At 67.7% G+C, this 14,346-nt stretch carries 19 protein-coding genes and 1 pseudogene; 10 read left to right on the plus strand and 10 right to left on the minus strand.

Annotated features, from left to right (window positions below; genetic code table 11):
* The first annotated feature begins 2 nt into the window (after positions 1 to 2).
* From A5753_RS12885 to A5753_RS12895, 3 genes are read left to right on the plus strand one after another with little or no spacing between them, the layout of a single operon-like run.
* Positions 3 to 593 carry an acid phosphatase gene (locus tag A5753_RS12885; RefSeq protein ID WP_067128165.1) on the plus strand — a complete coding sequence of 197 codons (591 nt, stop codon included), beginning with the start codon at positions 3 to 5 and terminating at the stop codon, positions 591 to 593.
* Positions 594 to 643: 50 nt separating this feature from the next.
* A complete protein-coding gene (locus A5753_RS12890) occupies positions 644 to 1,741 on the plus strand; it encodes an isochorismate synthase MenF (protein ID WP_067128479.1) in 1,098 nt (365 codons plus the stop codon).
* On the plus strand, positions 1,738 to 2,220 hold the full coding sequence (locus A5753_RS12895) for a GNAT family N-acetyltransferase (protein WP_067128169.1): 483 nt from the start codon (positions 1,738 to 1,740) through the stop codon (positions 2,218 to 2,220). Before A5753_RS12890 ends, A5753_RS12895 begins: the two co-directional genes overlap by 4 nt.
* Here A5753_RS12895 and A5753_RS12900 read toward each other — a convergent pair.
* Positions 2,172 to 2,603, minus strand: coding sequence for a hypothetical protein (locus A5753_RS12900; RefSeq protein WP_067128172.1), 432 nt, complete (start codon positions 2,601 to 2,603; stop codon positions 2,172 to 2,174). The two genes, A5753_RS12895 and A5753_RS12900, sit on opposite strands and share 49 nt — an antisense overlap.
* 86 nt (positions 2,604 to 2,689) lie before the next feature.
* On the opposite strand from A5753_RS12900, the gene A5753_RS12905 reads away from it, so the two are divergent.
* Both A5753_RS12905 and whiB1 read left to right on the plus strand, forming a co-directional pair.
* Positions 2,690 to 3,655: a diacylglycerol kinase family protein gene (locus tag A5753_RS12905; RefSeq protein WP_067128175.1), complete on the plus strand. Its 966-nt coding sequence runs from the start codon at positions 2,690 to 2,692 to the stop codon at positions 3,653 to 3,655.
* A gap of 280 nt (positions 3,656 to 3,935) precedes the next feature.
* Positions 3,936 to 4,190 (plus strand): transcriptional regulator WhiB1, encoded by a 255-nt coding sequence (whiB1, locus tag A5753_RS23830; RefSeq protein ID WP_003874607.1) that lies wholly within the window; start codon positions 3,936 to 3,938, stop codon positions 4,188 to 4,190.
* 72 nt (positions 4,191 to 4,262) lie between these two features.
* Here the strand turns inward: whiB1 and A5753_RS12910 are convergent, their stop codons facing one another.
* Together A5753_RS12910 and A5753_RS12915 are read right to left on the minus strand one after the other, a co-directional pair.
* On the minus strand, positions 4,263 to 5,762 hold the full coding sequence (locus tag A5753_RS12910; protein WP_067128178.1) for a sensor histidine kinase: 1,500 nt from the start codon (positions 5,760 to 5,762) through the stop codon (positions 4,263 to 4,265).
* A 48-nt stretch (positions 5,763 to 5,810) separates the two neighbouring features.
* The gene (locus A5753_RS12915) at positions 5,811 to 6,026 is read right to left on the minus strand and encodes a biotin/lipoyl-binding carrier protein (RefSeq protein WP_007773063.1); all 216 of its coding nucleotides are present in this window, start codon (positions 6,024 to 6,026) and stop codon (positions 5,811 to 5,813) included.
* A gap of 234 nt (positions 6,027 to 6,260) precedes the next feature.
* On the opposite strand from A5753_RS12915, the gene A5753_RS25190 reads away from it, so the two are divergent.
* On the plus strand, positions 6,261 to 6,335 hold the full coding sequence (locus tag A5753_RS25190; protein ID WP_085976515.1) for a 50S ribosomal protein bL37: 75 nt from the start codon (positions 6,261 to 6,263) through the stop codon (positions 6,333 to 6,335).
* Between the two features lie 7 nt (positions 6,336 to 6,342).
* Here A5753_RS25190 and rsrA read toward each other — a convergent pair whose 3' ends face one another.
* Positions 6,343 to 6,657 (minus strand): mycothiol system anti-sigma-R factor, encoded by a 315-nt coding sequence (gene rsrA / locus A5753_RS12920; RefSeq protein ID WP_067128181.1) that lies wholly within the window; start codon positions 6,655 to 6,657, stop codon positions 6,343 to 6,345.
* Positions 6,654 to 7,316: a sigma-70 family RNA polymerase sigma factor gene (locus tag A5753_RS12925; protein WP_067128481.1), complete on the minus strand. Its 663-nt coding sequence runs from the start codon at positions 7,314 to 7,316 to the stop codon at positions 6,654 to 6,656. Before A5753_RS12925 ends, rsrA begins: the two co-directional genes overlap by 4 nt.
* Positions 7,317 to 7,627: 311 nt before the next feature.
* Between A5753_RS12925 and A5753_RS12930 the strand changes: the two genes are divergently transcribed.
* Both A5753_RS12930 and A5753_RS12935 read left to right on the plus strand, forming a co-directional pair.
* On the plus strand, positions 7,628 to 8,488 hold the full coding sequence (locus A5753_RS12930) for an NAD(P)-dependent oxidoreductase (protein WP_067128183.1): 861 nt from the start codon (positions 7,628 to 7,630) through the stop codon (positions 8,486 to 8,488).
* A 6-nt stretch (positions 8,489 to 8,494) separates the two neighbouring features.
* Positions 8,495 to 8,980 carry an aminoacyl-tRNA deacylase gene (locus A5753_RS12935; protein WP_067128187.1) on the plus strand — a complete coding sequence of 162 codons (486 nt, stop codon included), beginning with the start codon at positions 8,495 to 8,497 and terminating at the stop codon, positions 8,978 to 8,980.
* 21 nt (positions 8,981 to 9,001) lie between these two features.
* Here the strand turns inward: A5753_RS12935 and A5753_RS24855 are convergent.
* The 3 genes and pseudogenes from A5753_RS24855 to A5753_RS12950 form a co-directional block, all read right to left on the minus strand.
* Positions 9,002 to 9,686 (minus strand): annotated as a pseudogene (locus tag A5753_RS24855) (sulfotransferase); the annotation flags it as partial.
* A gap of 4 nt (positions 9,687 to 9,690) precedes the next feature.
* On the minus strand, positions 9,691 to 10,440 hold the full coding sequence (locus tag A5753_RS12945; RefSeq protein ID WP_067128190.1) for an SDR family NAD(P)-dependent oxidoreductase: 750 nt from the start codon (positions 10,438 to 10,440) through the stop codon (positions 9,691 to 9,693).
* Positions 10,437 to 11,681, minus strand: coding sequence for an alkyl sulfatase dimerization domain-containing protein (locus tag A5753_RS12950; protein WP_067128194.1), 1,245 nt, complete (start codon positions 11,679 to 11,681; stop codon positions 10,437 to 10,439). The genes A5753_RS12945 and A5753_RS12950 overlap by 4 nt, the downstream gene beginning before the upstream one ends.
* 63 nt (positions 11,682 to 11,744) lie before the next feature.
* Between A5753_RS12950 and A5753_RS12955 the strand changes: the two genes are divergently transcribed.
* Entirely contained in the window at positions 11,745 to 12,515 is a 771-nt protein-coding gene (locus tag A5753_RS12955) for an SDR family NAD(P)-dependent oxidoreductase (RefSeq protein ID WP_067128197.1), read from the plus strand.
* A gap of 8 nt (positions 12,516 to 12,523) precedes the next feature.
* Positions 12,524 to 13,144 (plus strand): TetR/AcrR family transcriptional regulator, encoded by a 621-nt coding sequence (locus A5753_RS12960; RefSeq protein ID WP_067128200.1) that lies wholly within the window; start codon positions 12,524 to 12,526, stop codon positions 13,142 to 13,144.
* An 88-nt stretch (positions 13,145 to 13,232) separates the two neighbouring features.
* Here A5753_RS12960 and A5753_RS24350 read toward each other — a convergent pair whose 3' ends face one another.
* On the minus strand, positions 13,233 to 13,436 hold the full coding sequence (locus A5753_RS24350; RefSeq protein WP_156656082.1) for a hypothetical protein: 204 nt from the start codon (positions 13,434 to 13,436) through the stop codon (positions 13,233 to 13,235).
* A gap of 139 nt (positions 13,437 to 13,575) precedes the next feature.
* A complete protein-coding gene (locus A5753_RS12965; protein ID WP_067128484.1) occupies positions 13,576 to 14,334 on the minus strand; it encodes an SOS response-associated peptidase in 759 nt (252 codons plus the stop codon).
* Positions 14,335 to 14,346: the final 12 nt, after the last annotated feature.

Below are 14,346 nucleotides of genomic sequence, written 5' to 3' on the forward strand. Positions count from 1 at the left end.
ATATGGGGTTGCACAACCACCGCCTGGTGCTGCTGCGCCACGGCGAGACCGAGTGGTCGAAGTCGGGCCAACACACCGGCCGCACCGAGGTCGAGCTGACCGACGCCGGCCGAACGCAGGCCAAGCTGGCCGGCGGCGTGCTCGGCGAACTCAAACTCGTTGATCCGCTGGTGATCAGCAGCCCGCGGCAGCGTTCCCTGACCACCGCGCAGCTGGCCGGACTGTCCGTCGACGAGGTGTCCGAACTGCTGACGGAATGGGACTACGGCTCCTACGAGGGCCTGACCACCGAACAGATCCACGAGACGGTGCCCGATTGGTTGGTGTGGACGCACGGCTGCCCGGGCGGGGAGACCGTCGAGCAGGTCAGCGAGCGCGCTGACGCGGCCGTCGCGACCGCGCTGGAGCACATGGAGTCGCGCGACGTGATTTTGGTCAGCCATGGCCACTTCTCCCGGGCGGTGATCACGCGCTGGGTCGAACTGCCGCTGATCGAGGGCAGCCGCTTCGGCATGATCACCGCGTCGATTGCGGTCTGCGGTTTCGAACACGGGGTACGACAGCTGCAGGCGCTCGGATTGACCGGTCAGTGAGCAGCCAAGGCGACGATGCGCGCCGCGCGGCGCCGCGAGGAGTCGAGTATCTGCATCGCGCACCACCGTTCGCGCTGTGCGGGCCGACCGGCACCCTGATCGCCGACGGAGTGCGGCGCCGTTACGCAGACGTGGGCGCCGCGCAGGCCGCGCTGCGCTCGGATGAAGCGCCGATTGTGTTGGGCGCGTTGCCTTTCGACGTCACCAGGCCGGCGGCGTTACTGACGCCCGATGCGGTGAACGCCACGGACGGACCTCCGGACTGGCCGTCGGGCGGCCTGCCGCCGGTGCGGGTGGCCGAGGCCGTGCCGCCGCCGGTCGAATACCGCGACCGGATCCGCCGGGCGTGCGAGCAGCTGGCCGCGGCCGACAACCCGCTGGACAAGGTGGTGCTGGCCCGCGCCCTGCGGCTGGTTGCCGACGCCCCGCTGGATGCGCGGGTGGTCCTGCGCCGGTTGATTGCCGCTGACCCGGCGGCCTACGGCTATCTGGTGGACCTGACCGCCGCCGGCGACGAGTACGCGGGCACCGCACTGGTGGGCGCCAGCCCCGAGCTGCTGGTGGCGCGCAGCGGCGACCGCGTTGAATGCCGGCCGTTCGCCGGCTCGGCCCCGCGCTCCGCCGACCCGGAAACCGACGCCGCAAACGGCGCCGCGCTGGCCGCCTCGGCCAAGAACCGTCACGAGCACCAACTGGTCATCGAGACCATCAGGGCCGCCCTGGAGCCGCTGTGCGACGACCTGTCCATCGCGGCCGAACCGCAGTTAAGCAGCACCGCCACGGTTTGGCATCTGTGCACGCCGATCACCGGTCGTTTGCGCGATATATCAAGCACCGCAATGGATTTGGCGTTGTCGCTGCACCCGACCCCGGCGGTCGGCGGGGTGCCGACCAAGTCCGCGATGGGGTTGATTGCCGAACTGGAAGGCGACCGGGGGTTCTACGCCGGGGCGGTGGGCTGGTGCGACTCCCGTGGCGACGGCCGCTGGGTGGTGTCCCTGCGCTGCGCGCAGCTCTCGGCGGACCGGCGGGGCGCGCTGGCGCGCGCCGGCGGCGGTATCGTCGCCGAGTCCGATCCCGACGAGGAAGTCGCCGAAACGACAACGAAATTCGGCACGATCCTCAACGCTCTGGGAGTTGAGCGATGAGCCACCACATCCGCCGTGCCACGTCGCAAGACGCCGCCGCGATCACCGACATGATCCACACGCTGGCCGACTTCGAGCACGCCGCCGATCAGTGCACGGTGACCGAAAATCAAATCCGCGCAGCACTTTTCGAAGACCCGCCGACGGTGCATGGCCACCTGGCCGAGGTGGACGGCGAGATCGCGGCGATGGCGCTGTGGTTCCTCAACTACTCCACCTGGGACGGCGTGGCGGGCATCTACCTGGAAGACCTGTTCGTGCGGCCCGAGTTTCGCCGGCGCGGACTGGCCCGCGCGCTGCTGGCCGCGTTGGCCTCCGAATGCCTGCGGCGCGGCTACACGCGGCTGTCCTGGGCGGTGCTCAACTGGAACGCCGACGCCATCGCGCTCTACGAAGCCATCGGCGGGCAACCGCAGAACGAATGGACGACCTATCGGCTGTCCGGGGCGTCGTTGGCCGGCTTGGCGGAATCGCCCTGATCACCGCCGGCCCAGCGCACCGCGGCGGGACTGAACAGCAATCCCAGCACGATCAGCGCCGCAGCACCCAGCGGAATCCCGAAGCCCGGCTGACGTGATCCGACCGCGAGGTACCACGCCACCGGCAATAACAGCAGCTGGGTGATGACGGCCAGACCGCGGCCCCAGCGCTTGCCGAGGATCAGCGCGCGCCCCGCGGCGATCACCCCGGCGCCGACCAAAACGAACCAGCCCGCCGTCGCGAGGCCGTTGACCATTTGCTGATCGGCCCCCGCGATGCCCCGCACCACCAAGACCACCGCCACGATCAGCGCCGCGATCCCCTGTAGCGCAACGATCAGGCCGGCGCGGCGAACGGTGATCGGAGCGGCTGGCGGCGTCACAGCGTCAGCGTAGTCAGGGCGGTCGCCGGTCCCCCGGCGGTTCCCTCACAGCGGCGCCTTAACCGGCGCGCCTAAGCTCGTGGCTCATGCGGGCCGTGCTGATCGTCAACCCCACAGCCACTTCCACCACACCGGCCGGTCGCGACCTGCTGGCCCACGCGCTCAAAAGCCGCCTTCAGCTCAGTGTCGAACACACCAACCATCGCGGTCATGGCACCGAGCTCGCGCAGAAGGCCGTCGCCGACGGTATCGATCTGGTGGTGGTGCACGGCGGCGACGGCACAGTGAGCGGCGTGGTCAACGGCCTGCTCGGCCGGCCGGGGCCGCTTCCGAGCGGACCGGTACCCGCGGTCGCCGTGGTGCCCGGCGGTTCGGCGAATGTGCTGGCGCGTTCCCTGGGCATTTCCCCGGATCCGGTCGCGGCCACCAACCAGCTCATCCAGCTGCTCGACGACTACCAGCGGCGCCAAGCCTGGCGGCGGATCGGTCTGATCGACTGTGGCGAGCGCTGGGCGGTCTTCAACACCGGCATGGGCGTCGACGCCGAGGTGGTGGCCGCGGTCGAGGCCGAACGGGACAAGGGCGGCAAGGTTTCGGCGTGGCGCTACATCCGCGCTTCGGTGCCCGCCGTGTGGGCCTACACGCGCCGCGAACCGATGCTGACACTCGAACTTCCCGGCCGCGAACCCATCACCGGCATCAGCTTCGCGTTCGTGTCGAACTCCAGCCCTTGGACTTTCGCCAACGCACGGCCGGTGTGGACCAATCCCGGCTGCAGCTTCGAGTCTGGCCTGGGGGTGTTCGCTCCCACCACCATGAAAACGATTCCCACCCTGAGGATCGTGCGGCAGATGTTGGCCAAACGACCCACGTTCGACTTCAAGCACCTCATCACCGAGGACGACCTGCCATGCGTCCGAGTTACCTCGACCGCAGGGCCAGTGGCCTGCCAGTTTGACGGCGATTACCTCGGCGTGCGCGAAACCATGACGTTCAAGGCGGTCCCGGACGCGCTGGCGGTGGTAGCGCCGCCTCAACAAAAATGGCGCTGACCTGCGCTGATTCCGCGCTCGGGCGCTGTGCGCGTAAAAATTTCCGTGAAGCAGCCCGTGGAGTGTAGTACAACGGAGTGAGGGCTTGGCTAAGAGATGATCAAAGTGAGATAGCCCACGAGCGAACTCACGCTATTGACATCTGTTGAGCCTGTGAAACGATCAAAACGTTGCATGCAGAAACTACGTAGGAGTCCGGACTCCTTTTCTTCTGCACGCGTAAACAGCCGAAGAAAATGGCCGTGCGCCTTGCTGCGCACTCAGTGAGGAGTAAAGACGTATGGATTGGCGCCACAAGGCGGTCTGTCGTGATGAAGACCCGGAGCTGTTCTTCCCGGTAGGGAACAGCGGCCCGGCGCTCGCGCAGATCGCTGACGCGAAACTGGTCTGTAATCGGTGTCCGGTGACCACAGAGTGCCTGGGTTGGGCCCTGAACACTGGCCAGGACTCGGGCGTCTGGGGCGGCATGAGCGAAGACGAGCGGCGTGCACTGAAGCGCCGCAACGCCCGGACGAAAGCCCGCAGCGGGGTATAACCCACATAACGCAAATAGTGCGGCCTCGACGAAAGTCGGGGCCGCGCCTTTGCGTGTGGGAGCGCTGCGCGCCTACAGCAGCAGACGGGTTCGCCGGCCGATCGGCACCCGCAGCACCACATCGGTGCCGCGGACGGGCGCCTCACGCATGCCCAGCGTGCCGTCCAGCTCCGCCGACACCAGGGTCCGCACGATCTGCAGACCGAGGCTGTCGGAGGTCTCCAGGCTGAATCCCTCCGGCAGCCCACGACCGTCGTCGTGCACCACGACGTCGAGCCAGCGGGCGGATCGCTCGGCGCGAATGGTCACCGAGCCCTCTTCGGCCGCCGGGTCGAAGGCGTGCTCGATCGCGTTCTGCACCAGTTCGGTGATCACCATGATCAGCGCGGTGGCCCGGTCCGAGTCCAGCACACCCAGGTCGCCGACCCGGTTGATGCGGATCGGCCGGTCCACCGACGCCACGTCGTTCATGATCGGCAGGATCCGGTCGATCACCTCGTCGAGGTTGACCTGTTCGTCCACCGACATCGACAGCGCGTCGTGCACCAGCGCGATCGACGACACCCGCCGCACCGACTCGATCAGAGCCTCCCGCCCCTCCGCGTTGACGGTCCGGCGCGCCTGCAGGCGCAACAGAGCCGCCACGGTTTGCAGGTTGTTCTTGACCCGGTGGTGGATCTCCCGGATGGTGGCGTCCTTGGAGATCAAGGCGCGGTCACGACGCTTGACCTCCGTGACGTCGCGGATCAGCACCGCCGCGCCGGCGCTGGCACCGTCGACCATCAGTGGCAGCGTGCGCAGCAGCACGGTGGCTCCGCCGGCGTCGACCTCCATGCGCATGCTGCGCCCGCCGGCCACCAGATCTTGCACGTGCTCGGCCACCTCCTGGGCCTCGAACGGGTCGGAGATCAGCGGGCGCGTGACCTCGATGAGGTTGCGCCCCTCCAGCTCGGTGGTCAGGCCCATCCGGTGATAGGCGGACAGCGCGTTGGGACTGGCGTAGGCGACGACGCCGTGCACATCGAGGCGAATGAAGCCATCGCCCGCCCGCGGGGTCGAGCGCGACATCACCACGTCGCCCACGTCCGGAAACGTTCCCTCGGCGAGCATGTGGACCAGATCGCCGGCGCACTCCCGGTAGGCGATCTCCAGCTGACCGGACGTTCGGTCGGCGGCCAACGCGGTCTGATGGTGGGTGAGAACGGCCACCACCTTGCCGCCGTACCGCACCGGAGACGCCTCGATGTGCGTGCCGGTTAACCACGAATCCTGTTGTCCGGCAATGTCATTGCGCTTGCCGGTGCCCGACGCGAACGTTTCGGCCACGAGTGCCAACCGGTCGGATCCGACGACGGTGCCGACCGCGTCGGTTTGCAGCGCCGTGGGCGCCGTGTTCGGCCGGCACTGCGCCACACAGACCAGCGCGCCGTCGTCGCGACGCACCCACATCAGGTAGTCGGCGAAGGACAAGTCGGCCAGCAGCTGCCACTCCCCGACCACCGCGTGCAGGTGGTCCACCGCGTTGCCCGGCAGCATGGTGTGTTCGGCGAGCAGATCACCGAGAGTTGACATCGCTTACTCCCCGGGTCGTTCCCGGCGGCTGGTCGAGGGGTCCGACTTCTAGCTGATCACCGCGATAAGGTCGCCCGCCTGAATCACGTCGCCCACCGACACACTGACCTTGCTGACGGTGCCGCCCACTTCGGCCAGGACGGGGATCTCCATCTTCATCGACTCCAGCAGCACCACGATGTCGCCTTTGCCGATCTGGTCGCCCTCGTTCACAACGACTTCGAGCACGCTGGCCACGATCTCGGCGCGCACATCCTCCGCCATCTTCACCCCACTCGTCTCGGCCTTCGCGCAGGCTGGCTGCTGGTCATCACGGTTCAATCAGGCCCATCAGGCTCGGATACATCGAACCACAGGGCCGGTCGGGGCCGCGGCGCACGGGGCCCGCAAGGGCCCTACGAGGGCGAAGACACTGCACAGGACGTCCCGTGAGACAATGGCCGTCAAGCCAACGGGCGCGGAGCGCCTAGTTTGACAGCAATCACGGAGGTTTTCACCATGGCCAAACGGGGCCGTAAGAAGCGCGACCGCAAGCACAGCAAGGCCAACCACGGCAAGCGCCCCAACTCCTGACGGGACGCTACTGCGTACCCCGGATGATCGTGGTCCGGCGGATCTCGAGCCGTAGCCGCTCGCGCAGCGCCTCAGGGGCCTTCTCGCCCCTGCATTTGGTGGCGATCAGCGCCTTGATCCGCTCTTCGAGCCCGTAGTGCTTGAAGCAACCGGGGCACGCCTCGAGGTGCTGACGCAGCTGCTCGCGGGTGTCCGGGCCGCATTCACCGTCGAGCAGCAGCCAGACCTGGCGGATGACCTCCGCGCAACCGACGCTGCCGTGTGACTCGTCGTTGGGGCAGGCGTCGGGCGAAGCACCGCCCTGGCCGGAGAACTCGCTCATGACGACACCTCCTCGTGCGTCTGCTGACCGCGGTTGAAACCGCGCTCCTTGGCAACGTCGGCCAATAAGCCACGCAGCTGCCGGCGGCCGCGGTGCAGCCGTGACATTACCGTTCCAATCGGCGTATCCATGATTTCGGCGATTTCCTTATACGGGAAGCCTTCGACGTCGGCGTAATAGACCGCCATCCGGAATTCTTCCGGCAAAGCCGCCAGCGCGTCCTTGATTTCGGAGTCCGGCAGCGCCTCGAGGGCCTCCACCTCTGCCGAACGCAGCCCCGTGGACGAATGCTCGGCGTTGGAGGCCAGCTGCCAGTCGGTGATCTCCTCGGTCGGATACTCCGCGGGTTGGCGCTGCTTCTTGCGATAGCTGTTGATGTAGGTGTTGGTCAGGATCCGGTACAGCCACGCCTTCAGATTGGTGCCGGCCCTAAACGAGCGGAATCCCGCATAGGCCTTGACCATGGTCTCTTGCAACAGATCTTCGGCGTCGGCGGGATTGCGCGTCATGCGCAGCGCGCCGCCGTAAAGCTGGTCCAGCAGGGGGATCGCGTCGCGCTCGAACCGCGCCGTTAGTTCCGCGTCCGTCTCTTCGGGCGCGGCGGGCTCGGAAACCTCGGGTCCCGTCGCGCCATCGCGGCCATCGTCAGCATCGGCCATGTCGATCAACCCGGTCCCTTCTGCGGCGGTGTTGCCGGAGAGCACGGAAAGCGCCACCGGACTCGCAAGGAAGCCAGCCAACCGCTCCTCGCCTAACAGGCTCGTCGCCGTTGACCCCACGCTGCTCCTCCTAATCTAAGCGCTGACCCCGACACCGTCCGTCCGGGTCCGCTCCACCGCTTGTGCAACCGACTGGATCAACGCCGCGCGCGACCTCGCTATTTCCACAGCGCGGCCGGGCGGATGCCGGCCCTGGCGACCGGTTTCGGACCCCGATCAGTGCGGTTCGGGCGTGGCGTTAGTGTGACGCCATGTCCCACGCCAAGTCTCTGCAAGGCAAGACCATGTTCATCTCCGGCGCCAGCCGCGGTATCGGCCTGGCGATCGCCAAGCGCGTCGCGCAGGACGGCGCCAACATCGCGCTGATCGCCAAGACGGCCGAGCCGCACCCGAAGCTGCCGGGAACGGTGTTCACGGCGGCCAAAGAACTCGAGGAAGCCGGTGGGCAGGCCCTGCCCATCGTCGGAGACGTGCGCGACCCGGATTCGGTCGAGGCGGCCGTGGTCAAGACCGTCGAGCAGTTCGGCGGCATCGACATCTGCGTCAACAACGCGTCGGCGATCAACCTGGGATCCATCTCCGAGGTGCCGATGAAGCGGTTCGACCTGATGAACGGCATTCAGGTGCGCGGCACGTACGCGGTCTCGCGAGCGTGCCTGCCCCACATGAAGGGCCGGGAGAATCCACACATTCTGACGCTGTCCCCGCCGGTGCTGCTGGGCCAGGAGTGGCTGCAGCCGACGGCGTACATGATGGCCAAGTTCGGTATGACGTTGTGCGCGTTGGGCATCGCGCAGGAGATGCGCGAGGAGGGCATCGCGTCCAACACGTTGTGGCCGCGCACGCTGGTGGCCACCGCCGCGGTGCAGAACCTGCTCGGCGGCGATGAGGCGATGGGACGCGCCCGCAAGCCCGAGATCTACTCCGACGCGGCCTATGTCATCTTCAACAAGCCGTCCAAGGAGTTCACCGGCAACATGCTGCTGTGCGAGGACGTGCTGGTGGAATCCGGTGTCACGGACCTGTCGACCTACGACTGCATTCCCGGCTCGAAGCTGGGCGTCGACTTCTGGGTGGATGGCGTCAACCCGCCGGGGTATTCGGGTCCCTAATAGGTCGTGGCCGCCACACCGGGCATCGCCGCGCTGGTGAAAGCCGGTGTGCCGCACGAAGTCCTGACTTTCGATCATGATCGGCGGGAGCAGTCGTTCGGTGCGGAGGCGGTCAACGCGCTCACCAAGGCCGGCGGCATCGACCCGGGGCAGATCTTCAAGACGCTGATCATCACGGTTCCCGGCGGACTGGCGGTCGCGATCGTGCCGGCGACCGCCCGGCTGTCGCTGAAGGCGGCCGCCGCCGCGCTGGGAGTTGCCAAGGCAGCCATGGCCGACGCCCCGGTCGCCGACCGGGCCACCGGGTACGTGCTCGGTGCGGTGTCGCCGTTCGGTCAGCGCAAGCCGCTGCCGACGGTCGTCGATTCCAGCGCGCTGGCGTGGGATCGGGTGTTCTGCAGTGCCGGGCGCCGAGGCTGGGAGGTCGCGGTGGCGCCGCAGGACCTGATCCGCCTCACCGGCGCGGTGACCGCCGACATCAGCAGAACGTGACGGCGACCTTGTCCGCGGCCCCCCGACCTCGGCGACCCCCCCGGCCGGCTCATGCCCGAGCGGGGTGTGCCCCTGGCGCGGCGGGATGCCGCCGATGGTGATGTAGAACGCGTCGGAACCGCAGATGCCGCAGGCCCGCATCCGCACCAGGACGTCGCGCGGGCCGACCTCGGGACGCTCGGTGTCGAGAACCTCGGTCGGACCGTCGGCGTCTTCCCAATGCGGCAGCGGCATTTTCGCCTGGGTCACCAGTTCGAGGATCTTGCGTTGCTCTTCGAGCAGGGCCAGGCAGCGCGGGTCGGTGCGCAGCGTGTCGGTGTCCGCGGGTGGGATCGGGTCCACGCACTGCCAGTGCAACAGGGATCGCCGGGCCGGGTCCTGGTCGAGCAGGTAGCTGATCACCGTTGTTCCGGTGCGCGGCATGCCGAGCACGATCATGGGCCGCTCGACGGGCGCGTCCAGCACTTCGGGGTGGGCCTGGATGTAACCGTGCACCTGCATGCGCCGCCCCAGCGCGTTGGTGGCGTCGTCGAGGACCCGTTCACGCCCGAACGGTGTGAAGGCCGGTGTTGAGCTCGTCGAGGATGAGCTGCAGTCCGTCCCGCCATGAGTCGGAGTCGATTTCGGTGAGACCGGTGCGTCGGGCCGCCAGTTTGAGAACGTCCTCGGCGGTCGCGATGTTGTCGAGGTCTTTGTGGTCGCTCATCGCGCTAGACCGTCAGGTATCCGCCGTCGACGGCGATGGTGGTGCCGGTGATGTACGAGGCGGCGTCGGTACACAGAAACAGCGCCGCGCCCGCGCAGTCCTGGGGCGTGCCGGGCCTGCCCAGCGGGGTGTGGAAGCCGATCTCGACGTCCATCACCTCGGGAATTCCCATGGCGGGGTGGGTCATTCGGGTGTCGATGAGCCCCGGCGCGATGGCGTTGACCCGGATCCCGTCATTGGCCCACCGGCGGGACAGATTCATCGTCAAAGCGATCAGGCCCATCTTCGACGAGGCGTAGCCGGGGACGAAGACCGCCGAGCGGAAGGCGGACATCGAGACCACGCTGACGACGCTCGCGCCGCCCGGTGCCTGACTGGACTTGAGTCGTTCGTGACAGCGCATCGTCAGCCGCATCGGGCCGAGCATGTTCTGCGTCACCGACGCGACGTAGCCGTCCGGGTCGTATTCGTCACCGGCGGGATAGGGGCCACCCGCGTTATTGACCAGGATGTCCAGGTCGCCCAGCGAATCCGCCAGGGCGTCAACGGATTCGGCATCCTGGATCTGGCACTGCCGGTAGGTGAACGCGCCCAGCTCGGTTTCGGGATAGTCTGCGGCCGAGCCGCGGGTCCCGGACACCGTGACGGCGGCCCCGGCAGCGGCGAACGCGGCGGCGATCGCGTTGCCGATGCCGCTGGTGCCGCCGGTAACCAGTGCGTGGGCGCCGCTGAAATCGAAGTTGACGGTGTTCATTCGTCCGTCCTCAATTCGTTGATCGACTTGGTGAGCCAGGCCTTCTCCCAGAAGTTTTCGGTGTCGGCCAGCAGCGCCTCGTGCGCGTCGGCGGCCACCGCCCGGGCACCGGTGTGCATCGGCTGGGCGGCCAGGATCAGGTCGGTGAGGTGGATGGCCTGCACCGGCCGCCCGGCCGCGACGTGAGCGCGGGCGGCGTCGGTGAGCGCGTCGGCGCCGGCGGCGCTGACCACGTCTGCGGCAACCGAATCCGGCGCCACGCCATACAGTTCGGTGGTGGAGCGGTGCCGGAACCACCCGGTGTACATCTCCCAGATGGCCCGCACATTCCAGGACGTCTTGCCGTAGCCCTCGCCGATGTCGAGGTGCTCGGGCACCTTGACATCGCGCATGGCGGTGTGGATGTCGGCGCCGGCATTCATCAGCTCGGCGGTGCGATCGTGCACGGCCTGCATCGCCTCGCGCATCGCGGTGACCTCCTCGGCGATACGATCGGCGCCCTCGATGGGATCGAAGTGGCCCGTGATCAGCCGCCGCGGTCCGTATTCAAGCACGGTGTTCAGCGACTCGATGTAGAGGATCGGATCCCGATATCGGTCCCCGCGGATGGTCATCAGGTTCGGGACGTGCCCGAATAGTGGACCGAACAGGTTGCCGCTGAACAGGATTCGATCCTCGGGTAGCCACACCACCAGTGCGTCGGTGGTCTCGCCGCCCGGCGTCCACACCAGCTCGACGGTGCGCCCGCCGACCGTCATGCTCGTGTGCTGGTCGAAGGTCGCGGCCGGCTCGGGAAACGAGAAGTCGATCGTCGCGGGGTCGATCGTCTTGAAGTGTTGCAGGATGGCATCGGAGAATTTCTGGAAGGCGAACGACGTCTTGGGCACCCGATAACCCATGAGCAGCGCGTTGTCGTCGCGCCAGTACCGGTAGTTGCGGTGCATCACCACGTCGGTGCCCTCATCGCGCAGCGAGTTCACCCCGCCCCAGTGGTCGGCGTGCCCCTGGGTGACGATGATGGCCCGCGTCGGGCCGGGCACGTCGGCAAAAGCGTTGCGGTGCAACGGGCCTTCGAAGACCAGCCCGCCGTTGACGATGATCCGTCCGTCGTCGGTCGCGACCGCATAGGAGTTGGAGACGCCCGGCGACATCCAGACGCCGTCGCCCAGCGGCTGCGCGGGGGTGTCCATCGCCGCCGCGAGGTCACCCGCTCCGGGACGCTCCCGATGAATCCCTGCCATGACTGGCGATCCTCTACAGTTCTAGAGGTAAAGTCAATATCTTCGCGGCGGGAAGGGGCGCTCATGGGACTGCGCGGTCTGGCGGACAAGGTGGCGATCGTCGCCGGCGGCGCAACCGGCCTCGGCGCCGCGACCGCCGCCCGGCTGGGCGAGGAGGGCTGCCGGGTGGTCATCGGCGACGTGGCCGTCGACGCCGCACGGCAGACGGCCGCGCGCATCGCCGCGGCCGGGGGCACGGCCGCCCACGTGGGCTTCGACCTGGCGGATCCCGCCTCGGTTGCAAGCCTGATCGACTGTGCCGCGAGGACTTACGGCGGAGTGGACCTGCTGTTCAACGTGGGCGCCGACATGAGCACCATCCGCTCCGACACCGACGTGGTCGACATCGACTTCGACGTCTGGGATCGGGTGATGACGGTGAACCTGCGCGGTTATGTGGCCGCCATGAAATACGCGATCCCGCACATGCTGCGTCGCGGCGGCGGGGCGATCGTCAACATGTCCTCGGCGGCGGCTTTCCAGGGCGAGCCCGCACGTCCGGCGTATGCCACGGCGAAGGCCGGCATCGGTGCGCTCACCCGCCACGTCGCGTCGCGGTGGGGAAAGGACAACATCCGGTGCAATGCGGTCGCCCCCGGGTTCACCGCCACCGAGACGATCCGTTCGGTGCCGCAGTGGCCGGACCTTCAGGCCGCCGCACTCGAGCGCATCCGCGCACCCCGCGTCGGCGATCCCGGCGACGTCGCGGCGCTGGTCGCCTTCCTGCTCTCCGCCGAGGGCGAGTGGATCAACGGGCAGGTCGTCAACGTCGACGGCGGCACGGTGCTGCGCTGAGGACGGACATGGCCACCAGCAGACCCCGGAAACGCAATGGCGACGAACGCCGTCGCGACCTGTGCGATGCCGCGATCCGGGTGCTGGCCGAACACGGTTCGCGCGGACTGACGCACGGGCAGGTCGACCGCGTCGCCGGCGTCCCGGAGGGCACCACGTCGTACTACTACCGGACCCGCGCCGCCCTGCTGCGCGGCGTCGGCAAGCGCGTTGCGGAGATCGATGTGGGCAACCTGCAGTCGGTCATCGACGAGCCGGTCGATCCGCTCTCCCCCTTCGCGCACCTGGCCCGGCTCACGATGATCCAGGCCGAAGAACCGGGCCTCATGCTCAACAGGGCGCGCCACGAACTGTTGCTTAGCGCCGCCCGCGACCCCGGCCTGGCCGAAACGTCGCAGGTGTTCGTCGCCCGGATCAACGGCATGGCCCGCGACGCCGTTGCCCACCTGCAACCGGACATCCGCGACCCGGCACTGCTGGCCGCGCAGACCGCAGCCGTCACCACCTTCATCGCCGGTGTCTTCACGCGGCTGGCCGCCGGCGATCGCGACGTCGGGGACGCCGAGCAGCTTGGCCGTCTGCTGGAAGCCGTGGCCACGGCGGTGGCGCTCGCGGCCCAGCGGAGTTGAGCGGAGAATGAAGTTGTTTCCCAGCAACTGATTCGGCTTGAGCCACAGTCACCCACCCGGGCCGCGCCCAACACCGGAGCTTGTTGTGTCAGCCCGCCACCGCGAAGGGACTGACCGCGCTGTTGGACAGGCCACGTTCGGCGTCGGCGCGCGGTTCCCGGGGCCGCCTGGGGGTCGTGAGGGCGATGACTGACGGTTCGACAACGGGAGCGCAGAAGTAGCACAGACCGGGTGCGAGTTCGGGAAAGCTGCACTCGGGGCAGAGATTGGGACAAAGCAATGCACTTGTCATGAGATCGATGGTCAGGCCGCAGGGTTCTCCCGCGCCACGCCAGGGAGAAAAAGGTATGTATGTGCCGCAAAACCGTTGCTCAATCGAGTCATGAGGGACCGGCGAACAACGCACCGTTGAACCTTGCGCTAAAGCAAAGCTAAAGGATTTTCATCTGCTCGGGCTGCGCCTCGGCCGGTTCGAGCAACTGCGGACCGTTGTTGCGAACGTTGTTGACCAACGTCGATACCTCGCGCATCCGAATGGCGCGCACATCGGGTGTGCGGGCCAGCAGGCCCTCATCGATCGCGGCGTCCGGATCCAACCACCGGTCCCAATCGCGTTCGGGCATCACCAGGGGCATCCGATCGTGGATCTGCGCCAGTTCGCCCGGCGCATCGGTGGTGATGATGGTGCAGCTCAACAGCGGCGCAGCGTCCTTGGCCGGCTTCCAGACCGACCACAGGCCCGCCATGAACAGCGGCTCCCCGTCTTCGGAGTACATGAAAAACGGCGTCTTGCGGGTCTTCTTCCCGGCGGCATCGTCCGAATTGACCCGCCATTCGTAGTAGCCATCCATCGGGATCAGGCAGCGCTTGGACTTGGCGCTGGTCCGGAAGGCGGGCGACGTGGTGACTTTGTCCGCGCGGGCGTTGATCAACATCGGGCCCTTGGTGTCGGGCGCACCGTCGGCGCCGGTCTTGGCCCAGGGCGGCACCAACCCCCAGCGCATCAGCCGCACCCGCCGCGTCGGCTGGTCGTCGGGCTCGGAATGCCTGCTGACGACGGTCGCGATGGTCGAGGTCGGGGCGACGTTGTAGTTGGGCGCGGGAGCGTCGGCGGCGGTCGCCTCGTCGATCGCCTTGATCTTCTCGGCCAGCAGGGCCGGATCGGTCGTTACCGCGAACCGTCCACACATAGATTCCATGGT

Origin of the sequence: Mycobacterium sp. 852002-51971_SCH5477799-a (assembly GCF_001667145.1) — a bacterium.
In the GTDB taxonomy this organism is placed as follows: Bacteria; Actinomycetota; Actinomycetes; order Mycobacteriales; family Mycobacteriaceae; genus Mycobacterium.